Source organism: Pseudomonas syringae group sp. J248-6 (genome assembly GCF_032586995.1).
Lineage (GTDB): Bacteria > Pseudomonadota > Gammaproteobacteria > Pseudomonadales > Pseudomonadaceae > Aquipseudomonas > Aquipseudomonas amygdali.
Window position 1 is genome coordinate 12963 of record NZ_JAWHOP010000035.1, and the last position, 22172, is coordinate 35134.

At 59.2% G+C, this 22172-nt stretch carries 19 protein-coding genes; 7 read left to right on the forward strand and 12 right to left on the reverse strand.

Annotation, left to right across the window (positions count from 1 at the left end):
* Positions 1-41: 41 nt before the first annotated feature.
* The 3 genes from RYC17_RS26045 to RYC17_RS26055 are packed head-to-tail and all read right to left on the reverse strand — an operon-like array spanning position 42 to position 2546.
* Positions 42-815, reverse strand: coding sequence for a MetQ/NlpA family ABC transporter substrate-binding protein (locus RYC17_RS26045; RefSeq protein WP_002551542.1), 774 nt, complete (start codon positions 813-815; stop codon positions 42-44).
* A 49-nt stretch (positions 816-864) separates the two neighbouring features.
* A complete protein-coding gene (locus RYC17_RS26050; protein WP_004666537.1) occupies positions 865-1539 on the reverse strand; it encodes a methionine ABC transporter permease in 675 nt (224 codons plus the stop codon).
* Positions 1539-2546, reverse strand: coding sequence for a methionine ABC transporter ATP-binding protein (locus RYC17_RS26055; protein WP_002551540.1), 1008 nt, complete (start codon positions 2544-2546; stop codon positions 1539-1541). The genes RYC17_RS26050 and RYC17_RS26055 overlap by 1 nt, the downstream gene beginning before the upstream one ends.
* A 306-nt stretch (positions 2547-2852) precedes the next feature.
* On the opposite strand from RYC17_RS26055, the gene katE reads away from it, so the two are divergent.
* On the forward strand, positions 2853-5003 hold the full coding sequence (katE, locus tag RYC17_RS26060; RefSeq protein ID WP_316887546.1) for a catalase HPII: 2151 nt from the start codon (positions 2853-2855) through the stop codon (positions 5001-5003).
* A 152-nt stretch (positions 5004-5155) separates the two neighbouring features.
* Here katE and RYC17_RS26065 read toward each other — a convergent pair whose 3' ends face one another.
* From RYC17_RS26065 to RYC17_RS26080, 4 genes are read right to left on the reverse strand one after another with little or no spacing between them, the layout of a single operon-like run.
* Positions 5156-5872: a PA5502 family lipoprotein gene (locus tag RYC17_RS26065; RefSeq protein WP_058402758.1), complete on the reverse strand. Its 717-nt coding sequence runs from the start codon at positions 5870-5872 to the stop codon at positions 5156-5158.
* Between the two features lie 38 nt (positions 5873-5910).
* On the reverse strand, positions 5911-6699 hold the full coding sequence (znuB, locus tag RYC17_RS26070; RefSeq protein ID WP_058402757.1) for a zinc ABC transporter permease subunit ZnuB: 789 nt from the start codon (positions 6697-6699) through the stop codon (positions 5911-5913).
* The gene (znuC, locus tag RYC17_RS26075; protein ID WP_122258906.1) at positions 6692-7489 is read right to left on the reverse strand and encodes a zinc ABC transporter ATP-binding protein ZnuC; all 798 of its coding nucleotides are present in this window, start codon (positions 7487-7489) and stop codon (positions 6692-6694) included. Before znuC ends, znuB begins: the two co-directional genes overlap by 8 nt.
* The gene (locus RYC17_RS26080) at positions 7489-7971 is read right to left on the reverse strand and encodes a Fur family transcriptional regulator (protein WP_002551451.1); all 483 of its coding nucleotides are present in this window, start codon (positions 7969-7971) and stop codon (positions 7489-7491) included. The genes znuC and RYC17_RS26080 overlap by 1 nt, the downstream gene beginning before the upstream one ends.
* A gap of 67 nt (positions 7972-8038) precedes the next feature.
* Between RYC17_RS26080 and znuA the strand changes: the two genes are divergently transcribed.
* A complete protein-coding gene (gene znuA / locus RYC17_RS26085; protein ID WP_122281537.1) occupies positions 8039-8980 on the forward strand; it encodes a zinc ABC transporter substrate-binding protein ZnuA in 942 nt (313 codons plus the stop codon).
* A gap of 98 nt (positions 8981-9078) precedes the next feature.
* Here the strand turns inward: znuA and RYC17_RS26090 are convergent, their stop codons facing one another.
* Together RYC17_RS26090 and RYC17_RS26095 are read right to left on the reverse strand one after the other, a co-directional pair.
* Positions 9079-10029, reverse strand: coding sequence for a homoserine kinase (locus tag RYC17_RS26090; RefSeq protein ID WP_316904740.1), 951 nt, complete (start codon positions 10027-10029; stop codon positions 9079-9081).
* A gap of 36 nt (positions 10030-10065) precedes the next feature.
* Entirely contained in the window at positions 10066-10353 is a 288-nt protein-coding gene (locus tag RYC17_RS26095) for a DUF2782 domain-containing protein (protein ID WP_058402755.1), read from the reverse strand.
* A gap of 74 nt (positions 10354-10427) precedes the next feature.
* Between RYC17_RS26095 and polA the strand changes: the two genes are divergently transcribed.
* Positions 10428-13193: a DNA polymerase I gene (gene polA / locus RYC17_RS26100; protein WP_316887542.1), complete on the forward strand. Its 2766-nt coding sequence runs from the start codon at positions 10428-10430 to the stop codon at positions 13191-13193.
* Positions 13194-13434: 241 nt separating this feature from the next.
* Here the strand turns inward: polA and yihA are convergent, their stop codons facing one another.
* Positions 13435-14070: a ribosome biogenesis GTP-binding protein YihA/YsxC gene (yihA, locus tag RYC17_RS26105; protein ID WP_005731658.1), complete on the reverse strand. Its 636-nt coding sequence runs from the start codon at positions 14068-14070 to the stop codon at positions 13435-13437.
* 294 nt (positions 14071-14364) lie between these two features.
* Here yihA and RYC17_RS26110 point away from each other — a divergent pair, with 294 nt between their 5' ends.
* The 4 genes from RYC17_RS26110 to RYC17_RS26125 all read left to right on the forward strand — a co-directional run bounded on the left by RYC17_RS26110 (position 14365) and on the right by RYC17_RS26125 (position 18826).
* Complete coding sequence (locus tag RYC17_RS26110; protein ID WP_122258910.1) at positions 14365-15009, forward strand: thiol:disulfide interchange protein DsbA/DsbL; 645 nt, start codon at positions 14365-14367, stop codon at positions 15007-15009.
* A gap of 9 nt (positions 15010-15018) precedes the next feature.
* Positions 15019-15894, forward strand: coding sequence for an endonuclease/exonuclease/phosphatase family protein (locus RYC17_RS26115; RefSeq protein WP_122258911.1), 876 nt, complete (start codon positions 15019-15021; stop codon positions 15892-15894).
* Positions 15891-17951 (forward strand): diguanylate cyclase, encoded by a 2061-nt coding sequence (locus RYC17_RS26120; protein WP_316904741.1) that lies wholly within the window; start codon positions 15891-15893, stop codon positions 17949-17951. Before RYC17_RS26115 ends, RYC17_RS26120 begins: the two co-directional genes overlap by 4 nt.
* A gap of 95 nt (positions 17952-18046) precedes the next feature.
* On the forward strand, positions 18047-18826 hold the full coding sequence (locus RYC17_RS26125) for an N-acetylmuramoyl-L-alanine amidase (protein ID WP_230017304.1): 780 nt from the start codon (positions 18047-18049) through the stop codon (positions 18824-18826).
* Positions 18827-18894: 68 nt separating this feature from the next.
* On the opposite strand, the gene RYC17_RS26130 is transcribed toward RYC17_RS26125, so the two are convergent.
* Complete coding sequence (locus RYC17_RS26130; protein ID WP_316904742.1) at positions 18895-20682, reverse strand: KinB sensor domain-containing domain; 1788 nt, start codon at positions 20680-20682, stop codon at positions 18895-18897.
* A 10-nt stretch (positions 20683-20692) separates the two neighbouring features.
* Positions 20693-22039 (reverse strand): sigma-54-dependent response regulator transcription factor AlgB, encoded by a 1347-nt coding sequence (gene algB / locus RYC17_RS26135; RefSeq protein WP_005744816.1) that lies wholly within the window; start codon positions 22037-22039, stop codon positions 20693-20695.
* Positions 22040-22172 lie beyond the last annotated feature (133 nt).

The following is a 22172-nucleotide window of genomic DNA, read 5'->3' on the forward strand; positions in this document are numbered from 1 at the left end:
GGACACAGAGCATAGGCTCGAGAACCACAAGTGCGATCAGATCAGAACGCCGGAACCACAGCGCCTTTGTATTTCTCGGCCAGGAAGGTTTTCACTTCAGGACTCTGCAGGGCCGCTACCAGCTTTTTCATCGCGTCTGAATCCTTGTTGTCCGGGCGGGCAACCAGAATGTTCGCGTAGGGCGAATCGGCACCTTCGATGATCAGTGCGTCCTTGGTCGGCTCAAGCTTGGCGCTCAAGGCATAATTAGTGTTGATCAGCGCCAGATCGACCTGAGTCAGTACGCGCGGCAACGTAGCTGCTTCCAGCTCACGGAACTTGAGGTCTTTCGGGTTATTCACGACATCCGAAGGCTTGGACAGGATATTGGTCGGATCCTTCAAGGTAATCAGACCTGCCTTGGCCAGCAGCAGCAAGGCACGGCCTTCATTGGTGGCGTCGTTTGGCAGGGCGACGTTGGCACCGTTGGGCAGTTCTTCCAGCTTCTTGAACTTGTCCGAGTACGCGCCGAACGGCTCTACGTGAACCTTGGCTACGGCCACCAGATCTGTGCCCTTGCCCTTGTTGAACTCATCCAGATACGGCTGGTGCTGGAAGAAGTTCGCGTCCATACGGTTCTGCGACACCTGTACGTTCGGCTGGATGTAGTCGTTGAACACCTTGATGTTCAAGTCCACGCCCTCTTTGGCCAGCGTCGGTTTGACGAACTCGAGAATCTCGGCGTGCGGCACGGCAGAGGCCGCGACGGTCAGGGTTTCGTTGGCCTGCGCGGACAAGGCAGTAACAGCGGCAAATATGGCCAATAGTTTTTTCATGCAACAACTCCTTTGGGCCCGCACAGGCGGGCCGATACCAACGGTTCGATCAACGATGTGTGAAATGCGCGACCAGTCTGTCGCCGATGGTTTGCAGAATCTGCACCAGCACCAGCAACAATACGACCGTCACGAACATCACATCGTTCTGGAAGCGTTGATAACCATATCGGATGGCCAGATCGCCCAGCCCGCCAGCACCCACGGCACCGGCCATGGCGGTGAACGACACCAGCGCAATGGCGGTAACGGTGATTGCAGCCAGAATGCCGGGGCGAGCTTCAGGCAGCAGCGCCTTGACGATGATCTGCCGAGTCGTCGCGCCCATGGCCTGCGTGGCTTCGATGATGCCGCGATCCACTTCGCGCAATGCTGTCTCTACCAGACGCGCAAAGAACGGCGTGGCGCCAGCGATCAGCGGCGGCAACGTGCCGAGAATGCCCAGTGACGTGCCGGTAATGATTTCGGTGAGCGGCATCATCACGATCAGCAGGATGATGAACGGCAACGCACGCAGCATGTTCACAATCAACCCGACCGTGGCGTACAGCTGCTTGTGTTCCAGCAACTGCCGCGGCGAAGTGAGGAACATCAGCACACCCAGCGGCAGGCCAAGCAGGATGGTGAAGCCCAGCGAAACACCGAGCATGATCAACGTGTCGCCGGTGGCGACCCAGATCTCGTACCAGTCGACATTGGAAAACAGGTTCAGAAAAGCGTCCATCAGCGCAGCACCTCCATATGAACGTCGGCGGCGGTGAAGCGCGCAAAAGCAGCGTCCATATCGCCGCCGGTGATGGCCAGCGTCAACTGCCCGTAAGGGGTGTCCTTGATGCGGTCGATGCGTCCGGCAAGGATGCTGTAGTCGACGCCGGTTTCGCGGGCCACGGTGCCCAGCAGAGGCGCATACGTCGCATCGCCCTGAAAGGTCAGGCGCACGATACGGCCTTGAACATGAGCGAAATCGTCACGCTGTTCATTTTCATCGATCTGGTCATCTTCCTGCACAAAACGCTTGGTCGTCGGGTGCTGCGGATGCAGAAACACATCGGCGACCTTGCCTTGCTCGACAATCACGCCAGCGTCCATGACCGCCACCTGGTCACAGACGCGACGAATCACGTCCATTTCATGGGTGATGAGCACGATGGTCAGCTTCAGTTCGCGATTGATCTCGGCCAACAATTGCAAAACCGACGCAGTGGTCTGCGGGTCCAGCGCGCTGGTGGCTTCATCGCACAGCAGGATTTTCGGCTTGGTGGCCAGGGCGCGGGCGATGCCGACGCGCTGCTTCTGGCCGCCGGACAATTGCGCCGGGTATTTTTTCGCATGATCGGACAATCCAACCCGCTCCAGCAGCTCAGCCACGCGCTGGTCGATCTGCTTGCGGGGCATGTCACCCGCCAGCGTCAGCGGCATCGCAACATTGTCGGCCACGGTTTTGGAGGCCAGCAGATTGAAGTGCTGGAAGATCATCCCGACTTGTTGGCGGAAGCGGCGCAGGCCATTGGCATCAAGCGCCGTGACGTCTTCACCGTCAACCACGATCTGTCCACCGCTCGGGGTCTCCAGACGGTTGATCAGGCGCAGCAAGGTACTTTTGCCAGCGCCGGAATGGCCGATGATGCCGAACACCTGGCCGCCGTCGACGCGCAGGCTGGTAGGGTGCAGGGCCGGTATTTCCTTGCCTGCCACCCGATAGGTTTTGTGGACGTTATGAAACTCGATCACGGAGCGAACCTTGTGGGGCGCGTTAAAAAATCAGCGCAGTGGCAGGACGCCACCTGCTTCGTTACCTCGGCCGGGTAAAGCCGGGCGCGCATTTTAGCCTGTCCGGCCCGCTGTGCTTAGCATTTATTTGCAGGCTGCCCTGCGCAACAGGCATAACGCGACCGTTGGTAAAGATGTGCGACAAATAAAGGGAACGGCTGTTTTAGGCCTCGGTCACTTCTTGGATACCGTGATTTCCCGCTTACGCCAGGGAAGTCGTATTCAGCGAACCCAACTCAATGATTGGGGCGAGATAAGGAGTCTCTGATGGCTAGCAAGAACGCACCACCTGTAACCGCAACGCCCAAGAGCGAATTGGCAGGTACCGACACCCTGGACCGTGGCAATACCAACGACAAGCTGGAAAGCCTTGAGCAGTTCCGCTCGGACGCGACCCAGCAGGCCCTGCGCACCAATCACGGTGTCAAGATTTCCGATAACCAGAACACACTGAAAGTCGGCAGCCGCGGCCCATCGCTGCTCGAAGACTTCATCATGCGTGAAAAGATCACGCACTTTGACCATGAGCGTATTCCGGAGCGTATCGTTCACGCCCGCGGCACCGCGGCACATGGTTATTTCCAGACCTATGAAGACCATGGCGCGCTGAGTAAAGCGGGCTTCCTGCGTGATCCGGGCAAGAAGACCCCGGTGTTCGTGCGCTTCTCTACCGTTCAGGGCCCGCGCGGCTCGGGCGATACCGTGCGCGACGTGCGTGGCTTTGCGGTCAAGCTCTACACCGAAGAAGGCAACTTCGATCTGGTCGGCAACAACATGCCGATCTTTTTCATTCAGGACGCCATCAAGTTTCCTGACTTCGTGCACGCGGTAAAACCAGAGCCGCATAACGAAATCCCGACCGGGGGCTCGGCTCACGACACCTTCTGGGACTTCGTTTCGCTGGTGCCGGAATCTGCACACATGGTGCTGTGGACCATGTCCGACCGTGCCATTCCGAAAAGTCTGCGCACCATGCAGGGCTTTGGTATCCACACCTTCCGCTTTATCAACACCGAAGGTAAGTCGAGCTTCGTGAAGTTTCACTGGAAGCCAAAGTTCGGCGTGTGCTCGCTGGTATGGGACGAAGCGCAGAAGCTGGCTGGCAAGGACACCGATTTCCACCGCCGCGACCTGTGGGAATCCATCGAGATGGGCGACTACCCGGAATGGGAACTGGGCGTGCAGATCGTTGCCGAGGAAGACGAGCACAAGTTCGACTTCGACCTGCTCGATCCGACCAAGATCATTCCCGAAGAACTGGTACCGGTCACTCCGCTGGGCAAGATGGTCTTGAACCGTAACCCGGACAACTATTTCGCCGAGACCGAGCAGGTTGCCTTCTGCCCGGGCCACATCGTGCCAGGTATCGACTTCTCCAATGACCCGCTGCTGCAAGGTCGCCTTTTCTCCTACACCGACACGCAGATCAGCCGTCTGGGTGGGCCGAACTTCCACGAGATCCCGATCAACCGTCCGATTGCGCCGAACCACAACGGTCAGCGTGACGCACAGCATCGCACCACTATCGACAAGGGCCGCGCTTCTTACGAGCCGAACTCGATCGATGGCGGCTGGCCGAAAGAAACCCCTGCCGGCCCGGTAGATGGCGGCTTCGAGACCTACCCTGAGCGCGTTGAAGCGCACAAGGTTCGTGAGCGCAGCGAATCGTTTGGCGACCACTTCTCGCAGGCCACATTGTTCTTCCAGAGCATGAGCCATCACGAGAAAGAGCACATCATCGCGGCCTACAGCTTCGAGTTGGGCAAGGTCGAGCGCGAGTACATTCGTGCCCGTCAGGTCAACGAAATTCTGGCCAATATCGACCTGGAACTGGCCAGCCGCGTAGCCGCCAATCTGGGCTTGCCAGCACCGACTGCCGGGACCGTACCGGTGCGTCAGACCTCGGTAAAAGAGTCTCCGGCGCTAAGTCAGGTCAATCTGTTGTCTGGCGATATCGTTTCGCGTAAGGTTGCCATTCTTGTGGCAGACGGCGTGGACGGCAAAGCGGTCGAAGCCATGAAAGCCGCACTGACTGCCGAAGGCGCACACGCCAAGGTATTGGGCCCGACCTCCGCACCGGTCAAGACAGCTGACGGCAAGAGCCTGCCAGTGGACGCATCGGCTGAAGGCCTGCCTTCGGTAGCGTTCGACGCAGTCTTCGTGCCGGGCGGCAAGGCTTCGATCGAGGCGCTGAAAGGCGACGGCGTGGCATTGCACTTCATCCTGGAAGCCTACAAGCATCTCAAGGCCATCTCCGTAGCCGGGGAAGCCAAAGATCTGCTGAGCTTGTTGCGTCTGGAGGAAGATGCGGGCCTGCTGGTGGTATCCGATATCAAATCGTTCAAACCGTTCTTCAACGCGATTGCTCAGCACCGTGTATGGGATCGTGAAGTGAAAGCCAAGGCTGTACCGGCTTGATCTGACGCGGCTACATCGCTCCCACGCTCCGGCGTGGGAGCGCCTTTCTGAATACTCTCACCCTTCGCATAGACTCCCGAACACTTCTCGTTCCTCACGCTGCGCGTAGGAATGCAGTTCTGGACGCTCTGCGTCCGCTTTGAAGGGTCGGCTCAGGACTTCGCAGGCGTCAGTACGATGTGCGCTTTTTCATTGCGCTCGATCTGGCGGCGCAATTCCAGCTCAAAATCCGGATTGGCTTTGACCACCCGCTTGGTCAGCAATGTAGCCAGCCACGGGTAATCTTCGGTGCGTGGCACCACCAGCAGCACTTCACAGTTGAACGCTACGGTATCTGCTGCGATATCGTCCAGTTGACGGCGCAGTGCGCGCATATCGCCGATTTTAAGATCAATCGTGGTTTTCTCTGCTGACGGATCAACCAGCTTCGCCACTCTTCTGTCTTCCGCCGCCTTCAAATCTGCTTCGGCTTTTTCCAGCTCGGCCTTGCGTGCATGCGCGATAGCGCCGTTGACGCCACTGGTCAGCGCCGGTGCCTTGGGCATCAGCGCGCGCGCACGAGTCAGTGCGTTGGCCGCCGCATTCATATCACCCTTCTGCAGGCTGATCTGGCTGCGGCTCAGATAGGCTTCAGCCAGACGACGCTGAAAAGGTTCGAGGCGGATATCGGCAGGATTGGCGGCCTGCAACGCGGCCAGTTGATCCTCGGCCGTCGCCAGCTCATTGCTGACGATGTTCTGCTCCAGCTGAGCGAACGCGTCAGGCTGAACATCGGAGGCAGGCGTCTCGGCAGTGGGCGCACTCTGGCAGGCACCCAGCAGGATGGAAAATGCGACAAGCAGCAGATAGCGTGGGGCGAACGGCTTCATTCCTGCGATTCTCTAGTTTGCGCAAAAAACGAGCAAGTCTACACCGCTCGCCTGGGTAGAACAAAGCTGAGCAAAAACAACGCTGCAGCGGATACCACTATAGACGGTCCGGCCGGGGTGTCCTTGAACCATGACAATGATAGCCCGACACACACGGCGATCACGCCCAGCAGGCTTGCACCCAAGGCCATCTGCTCCGGCGAGCGGGCGTGACGCTGTGCCGCAGCGGCAGGAATGATCAACAGCGACGTAATCAGCAGAACGCCGACAATCTTCATCGCCACGGCGATTACCACGGCGATCAGCAGCATCAGCGCCATGCGCAATGCCGCGACGGGCAGGCCTTCGACCCGTGCCAGTTCTTCATGGACGGTCATTGCCAGCAACGGGCGCCACAGCGCAACAATCAATACCAGCACCAGCGCGCTACCGCCCAGAATCCAGGCCAGATCAGCCGGGCTGATGGCCAGCAGGTCGCCGAACAGATAAGCCATCAGGTCGATACGCACTTCATGCATGAAGCTGAGCACCACCAGGCCGAGCGACAGCGTGCTCGGTGCGAGGATCCCCAGCAGCGTGTCCGAGGCCAGCGGCTGGCGCTGTTGCAGCGTGACCAGCAGCACCGCCAGCAGCAGGCAGCCGACCGTCACCGCGATGGTCGGGCTGATATCCAGCAGGAAGCCAAGCGCCACGCCGAGCAATGCCGCATGGGACAGCGTATCGCCGAAGTACGCCATGCGCCGCCAGACCACGAACGACCCCAGCGGGCCAGCGACAACAGCCAGAGCAACGCCTGCGAGCAAGGCATACAGTAAAAAATCAGCCATGCTTGCAGTGGTCTCCGTGAACATGAGTGTGAGTAGGTGACGAAGTCGCCGGGGCATCATTCACCACAGCGCCATGCAGATCATGAGCGTGGTCGTGATGGTGGTGGTAGATCGCCAGGCTTTGCGCGTTTTTGCCGAACAGCTCGACAAACGCCGGATCATGGCTGACCTGCTCGGGATGCCCGGAGCAGCAGACATGGCGGTTCAGACAGACCACCTGGTCGGTCGTGCTCATGACCAGATGCAGATCATGAGACACCATCAGCACACCGCACTGGTGGCGGTCGCGCAAGCGGGTGATGAGGCCGTACAGCTCGGCCTGGCCTGCCACGTCGACACCCTGCACCGGCTCATCGAGCACCAGCAATTCAGGCTTGCGCAACAAGGCTCGGGCCAGCAGAACGCGCTGCATCTCGCCACCGGAAATGCCTTGAATCGGGCTGTCGATGACCTTCTCGGCCCCGACTTCTTCCAGGGCCGACTCTGCAGCCATGCGGTCCACGCCCGGAACCAGACGCAGAAAGCGCAGCACCGACAGCGGCAGCGTCTGATCCACATGCAGTTTTTGCGGCATGTAACCGATACGCAGCTTCGGCTTGCGCCAGACGGTTCCGGAGTCAGGCTTGAGCAGCCCCAGCACTGCACGCACCAGCGTGGTTTTGCCAGCACCGTTAGGGCCGATCAACGTAACGATTTCGCCGGGCTTTACGCTCAACTGGATGTTGTCCAGAACGCTTTGCCCGGACAGCGTTACAGCGACCTGTTCCAGACGTATCAATGCATCCGTCATCAAGCCGCCTTGCAACCGGCGCATACACCCACGATCTCGACCGTCTGGCCTTCGACCGCGAAGCCAACGCCTGCAGCGGCATCGATGACGGCATTGCTGATGGCCGGGTGCTGCAGCTCGATCGCCGCGTGACACAGGCGGCAAATCAGAAACTGGCCCTGGTGCGCATGAGTGGGGTGATTGCAGCCGGTGAATGCGTTGAGCGAAGCGATGCGGTGCACCAGACCGTTTTCCAGCAGGAAATCCAGTGCGCGGTAAACGGTTGGCGGCGCGGCGCGGCGACCGTCTTCATCACTCAGCACCGCGAGGATGTCGTAGGCACCCAGCGGTTTGTGGCTTTGCCAGACCAGTTCCAGCACGCGACGGCGCAAGGTGGTCAGGCGCAGCCCCTGTTTGGCGCACAGGGCATCCGCTTCGGCGAGTGCCGAATGCACGCAGTGAGAGTGGTCATGGGGGCGACTGGCCAGGGGAGTATTGGGCATGAGCAGCGACGATATTGGCTAGAGACGTTATTATGTTACCTGTTCCTGGCTTATATGAGTGATTCGAGTGCGCCGTCTTTTAAATCTTGTTGCTGTTTTGTGGGTCAGTCTGCTGGTCATTTCCCCTGTTCAGGCCGAGGTCCGGGTGCTGACCAGTATCAAGCCATTGCAGCTGATTGCGGCGGCTGTGCAGGATGGCGTCGGTACACCGCAAGTGCTGTTGCCACCGGGTGCCTCACCGCATAACTACGCGCTGCGCCCGTCCGACGTACGGCGCGTGCAGGAAGTCGAGTTGCTCTACTGGATCGGCCCGGACATGGAAACTTTCCTGCCGCGCGTCATTCAGGGCCGCAAACTGCCTGCGGTTGCCGTGCAGTCGCTGCCCGGCATGCACCTGCGCCACTTCGGCCAGGACAATGCCTCGCATGATGACCACGAACATGATCACGACAACGATTCAGACGAACATGATCATGATCACCGGCCCGGCAGCCTGGATTCACACCTGTGGCTGTCGACCGTCAATGCCCGGGTGATTGCTGCGAAGATGGCCACAGACCTGAGCGCTGCCGACTCTGCCAATGCAGCCCGTTATGCGAGTAACGCTGCCGCATTCAGCAAACGCCTTGATGCGCTGGATGCTCGGATCAAGGGTCGGGTGAGTGCAGTGGCAGGCAAGCCTTACTTCGTCTTCCACGAGGCGTTCGATTATTTCGAAGAGGCTTACGGGCTCAAACACGCCGGGGTATTCGCCATCGCCGCCGAGATCCAGCCCGGTGCACAGCATGTCGCCGCCATGCGTGAACGCCTGAAGGCTGCGGGCAAGACCTGCGTATTCAGTGAACCGCCACTGCGCCCGCGTCTGGCTGAAACCTTGAGCGCAGGCCTGCCGGTCAAGCTGGCGGAGCTGGATGGACTGGGCGGCTACACCCCGGCCACCGCGCAGGGTTACGAGCAGGTATTGCAGAAGCTGGCTGATGACCTGGCAGGTTGCCTGAGTAGTCTTTGACTGCCACCGCCCACATCGCAGCACTGCTGTGTGACGCGGAGCGTCACGAACTGCATTCCCACGCGGAGCGTGGGAACGATGATTTGCCTGGATTTAAGTCATAGCGCAAACGGCAAGGCTATGTGCGCTTCCTGGCGCTCAGCCAGACGGCACTCGAATTCCGCAGGATCATGAATCAGCACGTCCTGACCGGCGAAGGTTTCGGCGGCGATCAGACGTGACAGCCAGAAACGTACGCAGGCGATGCGCAACATGGTCGTCCAGAGCTTCGACTCCGCCGCAGTGAATGGTCGCAAACCCGCATAAGCCCCCAGCAGCGCACGGGCGCGAACAGCATCGAGCTGGCCGTTTTCACGCGAGCACCAGTCATTGAGGGCAATCGCCAGATCGTAGAGCATCGGCCCGGAACAGGCGTTATAGAAGTCGATCAGCCCGGTCAGGTGCGTGCCTTCGAACAGGACGTTGTCGCGAAACAGGTCCGCGTGCAGGTTGGCACGCGGCAACGCCATGATTTGCGGCTTGAAGTCTTCGATCTCTTGAAGGCTCTTTTCCAGCAAGGCTCGCTGGGTTTCGCCCAGATGCGACAGGAAATTGCGCCCCTCACTCAGCATCCAGTCCAGACCTCGATCGGTCTTGCGCTCCAACACCTGCTCACGGGTCGCCAGATGCAGGTTGGCCAACAGCTCGCCAATCTGTACGCAGTGCTGGGTATTGGGCTCGCTGATGTGCTTGCCCGGCAAACGTGGCTGCAGAAGCGCCGGTTTGTCCGCCAGTTGCCGCAGGGCCTCACCGTCGGTGGTGCGCAATGCGTAAGGCACCGGCAAATCGGCATCGTGCAGCACGTCGAGCAGTTCGATGAAGAATGGCATCTCCTGCACCGGGCCGCGTTCGACCAGTGTCAGAACAAATTCGCCCTGCTCCAGACTGATGAAGTAATTGGTGTTTTCGCTACCGGCGGCAATGCCCTGATAGTCAAGCAGACGGCCGAGCCCGTAAGGGGCGAGAAATGCTTCCAGCTCGGGCCGGGCCAACGGGGTAAAAACGGACATGTCAGAACTGCCAGCAATTAAAGTGAATGTAGGTGGCTACCATTCGAATATTTTCCACTCCGGGATCAGCATGTCCGGTTGGTCCGAACGGATAAAATTGGGACTTGTACCATCGGATCGCACCAGAAAATAGGGCTTGCCGTGCTTGGGGGTAATCTTTACAGCATACAGAAAGCCGTTCTGGCGGTATTCCTGAATGGTTTTGTCCCCGTCGGTGCGGATAGTAACGTCCGGGGCCGCCGAAGGTGGATCCTCTGCTGAAACTGCGAGCAAAGGACAAAGTGCCAACAGGCCGGTCAATATCAGTCGATTTACCTTGCTCATGATAACCTTGTCCCTTTGTCGTCAATGGTCCGCGCATTCTAGCGCCGACCCCGCCGAAAAGGTTGATTCTGCTCATGACCCAAGCGCCGCTCGTCCTGATAGACGGTTCCTCTTACCTCTATCGCGCCTTCCACGCACTGCCACCACTGACCACGTCCAAAGGATTGCCGACGGGTGCCGTCAAGGGCGTGCTCAACATGCTCAAAAGCCTGCGTCGCCAGTACCCGGACAGCCCGTTTGCGGTGGTCTTCGATGCCAAGGGCGGGACTTTCCGCGACGCGCTGTATACCGATTACAAAGCCAATCGGCCCAGCATGCCGGATGACCTGCGCGTGCAGGTCGATCTGCTGCATGCCTGCGTCAAGGGCATGGGCTATCCGCTGCTGTGCGTGGAAGGCGTTGAAGCAGACGACGTGATCGGCACACTGGCGCGCAGCAGCGCGGCGGCAGACCGTCCGGTGATCATCTCCACCGGTGACAAGGACATGGCGCAGCTGGTCGACGGACACATCACCCTGGTCAACACCATGACCGGCAGCGTGCTGGACGTGGCTGGCGTGAAAGAGAAGTTCGGCGTCGGTCCGGAGCACATCATCGACTACCTCGCACTGATGGGCGATAAGGTCGACAACATACCTGGCGTCCCCGGCGTCGGCGAAAAGACTGCCGTCGGCTTGCTGGTTGGCGTGGGCGGCGGAATCAAGGAGCTTTACGAACGCCTCGAAACGGTCGCGACCCTGCCTATTCGTGGGGCCAAGACCCTGGCGGCCAAGCTTGAAGAGCATCGTGCGATGGCCTTCCTGTCCTATGAACTGGCAACTATCAAGATCGACGTGCCACTGGACATCGAACTGGACCAGCTGCATTGCGGCGAGCCGGACCGCGACAAATTGATGGAGCTGTACGCCGAGCTGGAATTCAAAAGCTGGATCGAAGACCTGCAACGTGATGCCAAACGCGCCGGGCAGGAGCTGGCCGTCGAAGAGCCAACCGTCGAGGCAAAGCAAGCCGCCTATGAAGTCATTCTTGAACAGAGCCAGTTCGACGCGTGGCTGAAGAAGCTCAACGCCGCGCCGCTGTTCGCCTTTGTGACCCAGAGCAACGGCACCGACGCCCAGCGCGCGCAACTGGTAGGTTTGTCTTTTGCCATTCAAACCCATGAAGCCGCCTACATTCCGCTGACCCACTCCTACATGGGGGTGCCGCAGCAACTGGACCGCGACACAGTACTCAAGGCGCTCAAGCCGCTGCTTGAAGACCCGGATAAAACCAAGGTCGGTCAACACGCCAAGTTCGCTATCAACCTGCTTGCCAACTGCGCGCTCGACGGCGATCAGACCCAAGGCATCGACCTGCAGGGCGTCAGGTTCGACACTATTCTGGAGTCCTACGTTCTGGACTCCACCGCCACTCGCCACGACCGCGACAGCCTGGTGGCCAAGTACCTGACGCACACGCCGATCAACTTCCAGGAGATCGCCGGCAAAGGCGCCAAGCAGTTGACCTTCGACCAGATCGCCATCGAACAGGCTGGCAATTACGCTGCAGAAGAAGCCGACCTGACCCTGCGCCTGCATGAAGTCTTCGAAGCGCGTCTGGCCGCAATTCCAACCCTGCAGCCGGTCTTGAACGACATCGAGATGCCGCTGGTGCCCGTCCTGGCAGGTATCGAACGCCAGGGCGCACTGGTTGATGCCAACCTGCTGGGCATCCAGAGCGTGGAACTGGGCGACAAGATGACCGCGCTGGAGCGCGAAGCCTTCGCCATTGCCGGTGAAGAGTTCAACCTGGGCTCGCCCAAGCAGCTTGGTGTGATTCTCTACGAAAAACTCGGCATGCCGATCCTCAGCAAGACCGCCACCGGCCAGGCATCGACTGCCGAGGCCGTGCTGGCCGAACTCGCCGAGCAGGACTTCCCGCTGCCCAAGGTACTGATGCAATACCGCTCGATGAGCAAGCTCAAGAGCACTTACACCGACCGCCTGCCGGAGCAGATCAACCCGCGCACCGGGCGTATTCACACCTCCTATCATCAGGCAGTGGCGGTGACCGGGCGCCTGTCATCCAGCGATCCGAACCTGCAGAACATCCCGATCCGTACCGCTGAAGGCCGGCGCATCCGTCAGGCATTCGTGGCCCCCAAGGGCTACAAGCTGCTGGCGGCCGACTATTCGCAGATCGAACTGCGCATCATGGCGCATCTGGCACAGGACGAAGGCTTGCTGCATGCCTTCCGCAACGACCTGGACGTTCACCGCGCCACGGCAGCGGAAGTCTTCGGCGTCGAGCTGGAAAACGTCACCACTGACATGCGCCGCAGCGCCAAAGCGATCAACTTCGGCCTGATCTACGGCATGAGCGCGTTTGGCCTGGCCAAGCAGATTGGCGTGGACCGCAAACAGTCACAGGCTTACGTCGACCGCTATTTCGCCCGCTATCCCGGCGTGCTGGATTACATGGAGCGCACACGTGCGCAGGCCGCCGAGCAGGGTTTTGTCGAGACCATTTTCGGCCGTCGCCTGTACCTGCCGGACATCAACGCCAAGAACCAGTCGCTGCGCAAAGGTGCCGAGCGCATGGCGATCAACGCGCCGATGCAGGGCACCGCAGCGGATATCATCAAGAAAGCCATGGTGGCCGTGAATGGCTGGCTGGAAGAGTCCGGTCTGGATGCGCGGGTCATTCTGCAGGTGCATGACGAACTGGTGCTGGAGGTGCGCGAAGACCTGGTCGATCAGATCAGTGAACAGATCCGTCCACACATGAGTGGCGCAGCAGACTTGGCAGTGCCGCTGCTGGTGGAAGTCGGGGTCGGCAACAACTGGGACGAGGCGCACTGAGTCTGAAAAGGCGAACCTGTCAGCAGGTTCGTCAAACCCTGTAGGAAATGTGAACTTTTCTTCATTGCTGGAACTTAACCGTTTGGACAGGAGTCAGACGTCCCGATTGATTGAAAAATCGATCGTGCTCCTAGTTGTGTTAAGTGTTGGCAGTTATCCAGATCCCACCCTAAGATCTGGACCTTAAGCCCCGGAACTTCCCCCTCCCCATGCGAAGTCCGGGGTCTTTTTTGCCTGCGATTTACTCCGCAGGTGCCTTGTCTTCCAGCTCCATCCAGTCGGCCAGCACGGTGTAAGCCTCTTCCAGCCCCATGCGCTTGGGAGCCGAGAACAGCTGGATGCTCACTGCATCGCCCCAGCCTTTGCGAATTTCGGCCTGAACCTTGAGCAGCGTGTTCTTCGCAGCGCCATAGGTCAGCTTGTCGGCCTTGGTCAGCAGAATGTGCATCGGCATGTTGCTGGCGATGGCCCAGTCCAGCATCAACAGGTCGAAGTCGGTCATTGGATGACGGATATCCATCATCAGGATCAGACCTTTCAGGCTTTCGCGACTTCCCAGATAGGCTTCCAGGTGGCGCTGCCAGTGCAGTTTGAGCGGGATAGGCACTTTGGCGTAGCCGTAGCCGGGCAAGTCGACCAGACGTCGATCTTCATCCAGCCCGAAGAAGTTCAGCAACTGAGTGCGCCCCGGTGTCTTGGAGGTGCGCGCCAGGCTGGCATGGGTCAGGGTGTTCAGCGCGCTCGATTTGCCCGCATTGGAGCGACCGGCAAAAGCGACTTCAAACCCTTCGTCGTCGGGACATTGGTCGACCTTGGCGGCGCTGAGCATGAACGTGGCCTGTTGGCACAGACCGAGGATGGGGTTTTTGAGTTGCATGTGATTTCCGGTGAAGGCCCTGCCTGCAAAGGGAGCGGCAAGAGGTGTCGGTTTCGTTTGGATGCGTACGCATATAATGACACACCTGCCCCCCGGCCCACACTGGCACTGTATCGGGCCGCTCTGGCTGGCGGCTGGAACATTCAGACATGACCTGCTTCACTCCTTATGCAAAAAGGCCGTCCGTGGTCGCCCATTTTTACAACCTCAGCGTTACACTAACGAACTCAGGCTTTCGCGTTCGGTCGAAACCACCGTCGCTTGAAGGCGATTCAATCTGTTCAGGAGTAAAGCATGCGTAATCTGATCATCAGCGCCGCTCTGGTTGCCGCCAGTCTGTTCGGTATGTCCGCCCAGGCTGCCGAGCCCATCGAGGCCGGCAAACAATATGTCGAGCTGAAAAGCGCTGTGCCTGTAGCAGAGCCGGGCAAAATCGAAGTCGTCGAGCTGTTCTGGTATGGCTGCCCGCATTGCTACGCGTTCGAGCCAACGATCAATCCGTGGGTTGAAAAACTGCCGTCCGACGTCAAGTTCGTACGCATTCCGGCCATGTTCGGCGGCCCTTGGGACGCCCACGGCCAGTTGTTCATCACCCTCGACACCATGGGTGTCGAGCACAAGGTTCACGCCGCCGTATTCAAAGCTATTCAGAAGGATGGCAAGCGCCTGACCGACAAGAATGACATGGCTGATTTCGTAGCCACTCAAGGCATCAACAAGGACGATTTCCTCAAAACATTCGACTCCTTCGCCGTGAAAGGCAAGATCGCGCAGTACAAGGAACTGGCCAAGAAGTATGAGGTGACTGGCGTTCCGACCATGATCGTCAACGGCAAGTATCGCTTCGACCTGGGTTCTGCCGGCGGTCCGGAAAAGACCCTGGAAGTTGCCGACCAATTGATTGCCAAAGAGCGAGCGGCTGCTACAGCCGCCAAGTAAGCGCCCGCCATGCGCCGCTGGGGCAAGGGCAGCACCCGTATCGTTGGCCTGCATGACCCGCAGGTCAACGAACATCATCTGACGCAAAACGGTCTGCCGGAAGACGGCAGGCTGCGTTTGCTCAGTTTCAATATCCAGGTGGGTATCAGTACCCAACGCTACCACCACTACCTGACGCGCAGCTGGCAGCATCTGCTGCCACATGGCGGCAGGGCGGGCAACCTGCAGAAAATTGGCGATCTGATCCACGATTTCGATCTGGTCGCATTGCAGGAGGTCGATGGCGGCAGCATGCGCTCCGGCTTCGTCAATCAGGTCGAGCACCTTGCTCAACTGGGTGGCTTTCCGTACTGGTATCAACAGCTCAATCGCAATCTCGGTCGCCTCGCCCAACACAGCAATGGTGTGCTGAGTCGCTTGCGCCCGACCAAGATCGAGGATCATCCGCTGCCGGGTCCGGCCGGGCGCGGGGCAATTCTTGTCCGCTTCGGCGAAGGCGAGGATGCGCTGGTGGTGGTCATGATGCACCTGGCTCTGGGCACTCGTACCAGAACCCGGCAACTGGCTTACATTCGCGACCTGATCGGCGGTTATCGCCATCAAGTGCTGATGGGCGACATGAATACCCACGCCAATGACCTGCTGGAACACTCGCCGCTACGCGATCTGGGCCTGTTGGCACCCCAAATCGAAGCGACCTTTCCGAGCTGGCGGCCACAACGCTGCCTTGACCACATTCTGCTCAGCCCGACCCTCACGCTTGAACGCGTACAGGTACTGGCGCAGCCCATTTCCGATCACCTGCCGGTTGCTGTCGAGATTCGCCTGCCAGATTCACTGCGTGGGGACTCACTGCCTGTGCCCTCTGGTGGAAGCCTTGCATGAGCGACGACGCAGAGCGTTGGAAAGAGAAGTACCTCAAGGGAATCGAGCAACAGGATAAGCTCGAAAAGCGCTGGGATGCGCGGCTCGATTTGTTGCGACGCGGTCTGGTACGCAGCAGTCTGGCGGCGGAGGGCTCTGACCGCGCCGTCGATGAATGCATGAAGGAAATGCGCGAAATTGTCCGCAAGGACGATATGGACGCCGGTCTGGCAGCCTTGATTCCGCGCCTCGAAAAGGCCGTGCTGGACTCCGAACATCGCCGTGAAGTGCGGGTCGGGCAAATTGGCTCGGCACTGACCGCACTGGTTTCACAACTGCAGGCGCTGCCGCTGCCACGAGAGGTACGCAAGCCACTCAAGCGCTTTGCCAAGGACCTTGAAGAACGTGCATCGCAGGCGCGCGAACTGCCCTTGCTGCTCAGCGAATTGAGTGGTTTGCAGGGCCAGGCCCTGACCCTGCTCGAAAAGCACGAAGAGGGTCCACGCCAAGGGCTTCTGCAGCGTTTGTTCGGTTCGCGGGACGAACATGGCAATGAGCACCCTCCCGAGGCTGCCCACCCCGAAAACGCCTCTTCTGCTCAGGAAACGCATGAGACGCACGTGGAGCCTGAGGCCGAGAACGCTCACGCCCCGATAGACGTTGCCGCATCTGAAGTCGAAGCTGCCATTGTCCCCGACATCGCCAACCAGAAGACAAAGGACGCATACACACTGCCGCCGCCGGTTTCCGAAGCCGAAACCATTGTCGTTACGGCAACTGAAACACCTGTGCCATCGCCAGCCGCAGCAGCCCTTGCTCCAGCCCTGGCCGAAACAGTCACCGAACCTGCGGTTGTCCCTGTCGAGCCGATCGATTACACCGACCTGCTGGGCCCCGTTCCTTCAGTGCCCTACCAGCAACGGCCTGCGCCAATCATCCAGGCACTGGAAGAACCGCAAGAAGATGCCGAATCAGAAGCCGAGACGGTAGACGGCGAAGAGGGTTATTCGTTGCCCTCGTCGCCAGAACCCAGCTACAGCTCGGTGGCCGCACACATCGAGGAAACGCTGCTGGGCCTGCTCGATGACCTGACCTTGTCGGAGCACTTCCGCCCGCAGGTCGAGGACATGCAGTTACGTTTGAAACATGGGCTCAACTGGTACGAATTGCTGCCTATCCTCGACGATCTGGCAGTTCTGATGCTGGCAATCAACAACGGCGGCCAACAGGAATTCAGCACCTACCTCAAGCAGCTCAATGAGCGGCTCGAATCGTTTCAGAGCCACTTGCAGGCTGCCAGTGAAGATCATGCCGAGGATCAGTCCACAGCCCGCGACCTGAACGAACAGTTACGCGAACAGGTGGGCGGCCTGCAAATCAGTGTTCAGGACGCCTCCGACCTGACCAGTCTCAAGCAGGTACTCGACAACCGCTTTGAAGGCTTGCTCAGCACCATGGACCACTATCAGCTCAAGCGTGACGCGCGCGAGCGGGAAGTTGCCTCGCGGCTGCAGGGTCTCTCGGCCCGCGTTGCGAGCATGGAGCAGGAAGCTCTGGGTTTCAGGACTCACCTGGAAGAACAGCGCCAAAAGGCCTTGATCGACCCGCTCACCGGCCTGCCCAATCGCGCAGCCTGGGGCGAACGCCTCGAACAGGAGATGACCAGGTGGCAACACGAGAAAAACAGCCTGCTGGTGTGCATTCTGGACCTGGACCACTTCAAGCGCATCAATGACGGCTATGGCCACCTGGCGGGCGATAAAGTGCTGAAGATCGTCGCCAACGTTTTCAGGAAACGCCTGCGCAGCGACGATTTTCTTGCCCGGTTTGGCGGTGAGGAATTTGTCATGCTGCTGCCTGCGACACCTCTCGGCACCGGGCTTACGCTGCTCGACGAACTGCGCGCTGCGGTGGAGTCATGCCCGTTTCACTTCAAGGGCGAGCGCGTGACGATCACCGTATCTATTGGAGTGACGGCTTTTCGAACGGCTGAACGCAGTGACACTGCGATCAAGCGCGCCGATCAGGCGCTGTACAAGGCCAAGGAAAATGGCCGAAACAGGGTCGAACAAGGCTGACTGAAACATTTTGACCTGAACGAGCACGTCAATGCCGAAGCTATTTGCACGCATGTTGTTATGATATTGCATTTCCCGCTGACGCTGCCGATCCCATGAAACTGTATTTCTCTGCCTTTCTGCTGCTCATCCTCACTGCCTGCGCCAGTGGCCCCAGGCTGGACACCAGCCATCCATCGGTGAATTTCGATGGCCGGGTTCAGTACGTGATCATGCATTACACCTCCACTTCGATGGAGAAATCCCTCCAGCTTCTGACCCATGGCGAGGTCAGCAGCCACTATCTGATTGGCGATGACAGCAAGGCCACGATCTACAAGCTGGTCGATGAAAGTGCCCGCGCCTGGCATGCTGGCGAAAGCGAATGGGAAGGCCGTACCTGGCTTAATTCCAGCTCGATCGGCATCGAAATCGTCAACCCCGGCTTCAAGGACACACCGACAGGCCGGTTGTGGTACCCCTACACTGAAGCCCAGATCCAGTCGATCACGGTGCTGCTCAAAGACATTGTCAAACGCAACAAAATCGATCCAAAACACATCATCGGCCACAGCGACATAGCGCCGACGCGCAAACAGGACCCTGGCCCGCTGTTCCCCTGGAAGCGCCTTGCTGCCGAAGGGCTCGGCATCTGGCCTGACGAACGCCTGGTTGCCCAGCGTCAGGCAGTACTCGCAACCAACCTGCCGAGCATTAGCTGGTTCCAGCAACAACTGGCACGTCTGGGTTACAGCACCCCGCAGACCGGGGAGCTCGACACCGCCACGCGTCAGGTGCTGGCGGCATTCCAGATGCACTACCGCCCGGCACGCTTCGACGGCGAACCTGATGCACAGAGCGCAGCCATCCTGCAGGTGCTTAACCGCGTCAATTGATCAGGGCACAACCTGATATTTGATGCGCTTATGAAGGGCAGACATGCAGCGCCTGCAAGACCATGCCGTTACAGCGGCAGAGCCATATAGAACTGCGTGCCCTGCCCCGGCCTTGAATAAACCCCCATGCGACCGCCGTGCAGCTGGACGATCTCCTTGCACAGCGCCAGCCCGAGTCCCGCCCCGCCTTTTTTGCGACCGACCTGCACAAAGGGTTCGAAGATTCGTCCCTGCTGCCCGTAGGCAATGCCCTCACCGTTGTCTTCAACGCTGATGATCGCCCGCTCGCCATGACGCCTGGCCTGCAGACGAATCAGACCGTTCTGCGGCGTGTGCCGCAGCGCATTGTCCAGCAGGTTGTCCAGCACCCGCTCCAGCTGGGACTGATCGGCATGCAGGCGCGGCATGGGCTCCTGCATATCCAGCATCAGTACGATGTCCTGCTCAAGGGCCTTGTCCTCGAATCGCGCCCTGGCTTCTTCGAGCAAGGTTTCGATGGAGCACGGTGCCAGTTTGAGTTTCTGCAGACCGTTCTGGTAACGCGAGAAATTCAGCAGATCATTGATAAGTTGCATCAAGCGCTGCATTTCTTCGGTGACCGTATTGAGCAGATCGGCTTCACGGGTTTCGGGGGCGAAATGCAGGCGCTCCTGGAGAAGACCGAATGCCATGTGCATACCCGTGACAGGCGTGCGCAGCTCATGCGAAGCGCGCAGGACGAACTCACTGCGCACCCTCTCGAAAGCACGCTGTTCGGTGACGTCATGCAGCACCATCACCGCGCCCAGGATATGCCCTTTGGTATGACTGACCGGCGTCATGCTGTAGGTCAGCAGGCGCGATTCACCGTCGATTTCGATGGCCAGGTCTTCCGGCGCCCGCTCCAGCGTCCCGCCACGCAGTACCAGATGCAATTGCTCATCCAGCTCAGGTCGGCCCAACGCATCTCCAAGGCTCTGCCCGAGGCGACTCTCGTCCCAGCCGAGCTGACGCTGAGCCACAGGGTTCAAGTGCTCCAGATGCCCTTGGCGATCAATCATCAGCAGACCATCGTCGATACTGTCGAGAACCGCTTGCAGACGCTGCTGGCCAGCCAGTAATTCATCAATATTGGTCGCCTGATGCTGACGCAGGGCTTCGGCCATGATGCCGAATCGCCGGGTCAACAGGTTCATCTCGGCGGCCGACGAAATGGGCAGCGTGACTTCGTAGTCCCCTTCTCCGATGCGATCGGCAGCCTTGGCCAGCGCCTCGATCGGCGCACCGAAACGCCGGGCGATACCGTGCGCAGTCACAAAGCCGATACACAGCACCGCCAGCCCGACCAGCCCCAGCAATCCCGCGATCCACAGTGCACGATCACGGGAGTTGATTTCGGCGCTGCTGATGTTCTCCAGCGCCTTGCGATGTACAGCCAGCAAGCCGTTACGCAGGTTGTCGAAGCTTTCACTCAGTTGCGGGACGCCGCGTATGCCTCGCGCATCGTTGCCGTATTGTTTCCAGGTATCGATGAATTGCCGGTAATCGCCCTTGGTCTTTTCGAAACCATTGCGTACGTTTTGCTGGGTGTCCTGTACCGAGCCCTCTTCCAGCAGCTCTTCAAACTGATTCTGGATTCTTTCCAGCTCAGCCTGATCGCGGTTGGCACCCGTCATCAACACCAACTGATCACCCAGGTTCTGGCGCAGCTTCAAACCCAGATCCAGAATGGCGAAGTTATGCTGGATCAGTGATTCCTGAGTCCGGGCCATTTGCATGACGCTGACGAGCCCCAGCAGCAGTCCGAGCAAAGCAACGGTGATCAGTGCCGAGATACTCAGAAAGAGGCGGGTGCGCAGTTTCATGGCCAGCTTCATTTGAGGCCTTTCACAGGTTGTACTGTTTACGTTTGCGGTAAAGCGTCGACGCATCGATACCCAGCGTCTTGGCAGCCTGATCAAGGGTTTCACTGGTCGCCAGCACGGCTCCGATGTGTGCTTTTTCAAGCTCGTCCAGGCTCAAGGCGGCGCCGACACGCGGCGCATTGTTCGCCGGTTGCTCGGCCATACCCAAGTGGCTGATCTCCACACGCTCCTGCGGACAAATGATGCTGGCACGCTCAATGACGTTGCGCAGCTCACGAATGTTGCCCGGCCAGCGGTAGTTGAGCAGCGCTGCACGGGCCTCTTCACTGAACCCTCGAGCCGGGCGAGCGTACTCCTTGACGAAGCGCGCCAAAAACCGGTCCGCCAGGGTCAGGATGTCTTCGCTGCGCTCACGCAGGGCTGGCAGGTGCAGAGTGATCACGTTCAGGCGGTACAGCAAATCCTCACGGAAGCGCCCGCTGCGCACCATGTCTTCCAGATTCAGGTTGGTGGCGGCCAGGATACGTACATCGGCACGTCGGGTAACCGGGTCACCCACACGCTCGTATTCCTTGTCCTGAATGAAGCGCAGCAACTTGGGTTGCAGCGTCAGCGGGAAATCGCCGATCTCGTCGAGGAACAGTGTGCCGCCGTCCGCCTGATTCACACGGCCCAGAGTGCTCTCACTGGCACCGGTGAAGGCCCCGCGACTGTGGCCGAACAGTTCGCTTTCCATCAGTTCTGCGGTGAGCGATGGGCAGTTGATCGTGACGCAGGACTTCTTTGCCCGCTTGCTCCAGCCGTGAATAGCCCGAGCCAGCTCGCCTTTACCGGTCCCCGACTCACCCAGAATAAGGATGTTGGCATCGGTCACGGCAACCTGACGGGCAGTTTCCAGAATGGCCATCATTGAAGGACTGTGGGAATCCAGTCCGTCTTTGGGCTTGCGAACCTCGCCTTCCAGTGCCTCAAGGCGAGCAGACAGTTGGCGCACTTCAAGCTGTTTGGCGGTAGCAAGACGCAGCTGATCGGGGCTGCACGGCTTTACCAGATAGTCGGCTGCGCCCGCCTGAATGGCATCAACAGCCGTATCGACCGCAGAGTGTGCAGTCACGATGACCACACGCATCCACGGCGCCTGAATACGCATCTGCGCCAGTACATCCAGGCCGTTATCTTCACCCAGACGCAAATCGAGAAAGCACAGGTCGAAAACCTGGCGCTGCATGAGCGTGTCAGCCTGGGCTGCGCTGTTGGCAGTGGCGACACTGTAGCCTTCGTCTTCCAGACAGTACCGGAAAGTGCGGAGGATGGCGGACTCATCGTCCACAAGCAGAATACGGCCCTGATTCTCAGTGGCTGCTTCCATTTTTCCTACGCTCCTTAATGAATTGTCTCAGTTAGTCTCGGAATCATCGGGCAAGTTGCATGGTCAATTCTGATTGATTCTTCGGCATGCATGGTAGCTTTCTGAACGCCCAATGGCGAACAGCCTGATTAAT

Coding starts and splice junctions, on each gene's coding strand:
- algB (WP_005744816.1), bottom strand. CDS start 22,039: ATGGAAGCAGCCACTGAGAATCAGGGCCGTATTCTGCTTGTGGACGAT.
- RYC17_RS26130 (WP_316904742.1), bottom strand. CDS start 20,682: ATGAAGCTGGCCATGAAACTGCGCACCCGCCTCTTTCTGAGTATCTCG.
- znuB (WP_058402757.1), bottom strand. CDS start 6,699: ATGGCTGATTTTTTACTGTATGCCTTGCTCGCAGGCGTTGCTCTGGCT.
- yihA (WP_005731658.1), bottom strand. CDS start 14,070: ATGCAACTCAAAAACCCCATCCTCGGTCTGTGCCAACAGGCCACGTTC.
- polA (WP_316887542.1), top strand. CDS start 10,428: ATGACCCAAGCGCCGCTCGTCCTGATAGACGGTTCCTCTTACCTCTAT.
- RYC17_RS26045 (WP_002551542.1), bottom strand. CDS start 815: ATGAAAAAACTATTGGCCATATTTGCCGCTGTTACTGCCTTGTCCGCG.
- RYC17_RS26110 (WP_122258910.1), top strand. CDS start 14,365: ATGCGTAATCTGATCATCAGCGCCGCTCTGGTTGCCGCCAGTCTGTTC.
- RYC17_RS26125 (WP_230017304.1), top strand. CDS start 18,047: ATGAAACTGTATTTCTCTGCCTTTCTGCTGCTCATCCTCACTGCCTGC.
- RYC17_RS26050 (WP_004666537.1), bottom strand. CDS start 1,539: ATGGACGCTTTTCTGAACCTGTTTTCCAATGTCGACTGGTACGAGATC.
- znuC (WP_122258906.1), bottom strand. CDS start 7,489: ATGACGGATGCATTGATACGTCTGGAACAGGTCGCTGTAACGCTGTCC.
- RYC17_RS26080 (WP_002551451.1), bottom strand. CDS start 7,971: ATGCCCAATACTCCCCTGGCCAGTCGCCCCCATGACCACTCTCACTGC.
- RYC17_RS26120 (WP_316904741.1), top strand. CDS start 15,891: ATGAGCGACGACGCAGAGCGTTGGAAAGAGAAGTACCTCAAGGGAATC.
- katE (WP_316887546.1), top strand. CDS start 2,853: ATGGCTAGCAAGAACGCACCACCTGTAACCGCAACGCCCAAGAGCGAA.
- RYC17_RS26065 (WP_058402758.1), bottom strand. CDS start 5,872: ATGAAGCCGTTCGCCCCACGCTATCTGCTGCTTGTCGCATTTTCCATC.
- RYC17_RS26095 (WP_058402755.1), bottom strand. CDS start 10,353: ATGAGCAAGGTAAATCGACTGATATTGACCGGCCTGTTGGCACTTTGT.
- RYC17_RS26090 (WP_316904740.1), bottom strand. CDS start 10,029: ATGTCCGTTTTTACCCCGTTGGCCCGGCCCGAGCTGGAAGCATTTCTC.
- RYC17_RS26115 (WP_122258911.1), top strand. CDS start 15,019: ATGCGCCGCTGGGGCAAGGGCAGCACCCGTATCGTTGGCCTGCATGAC.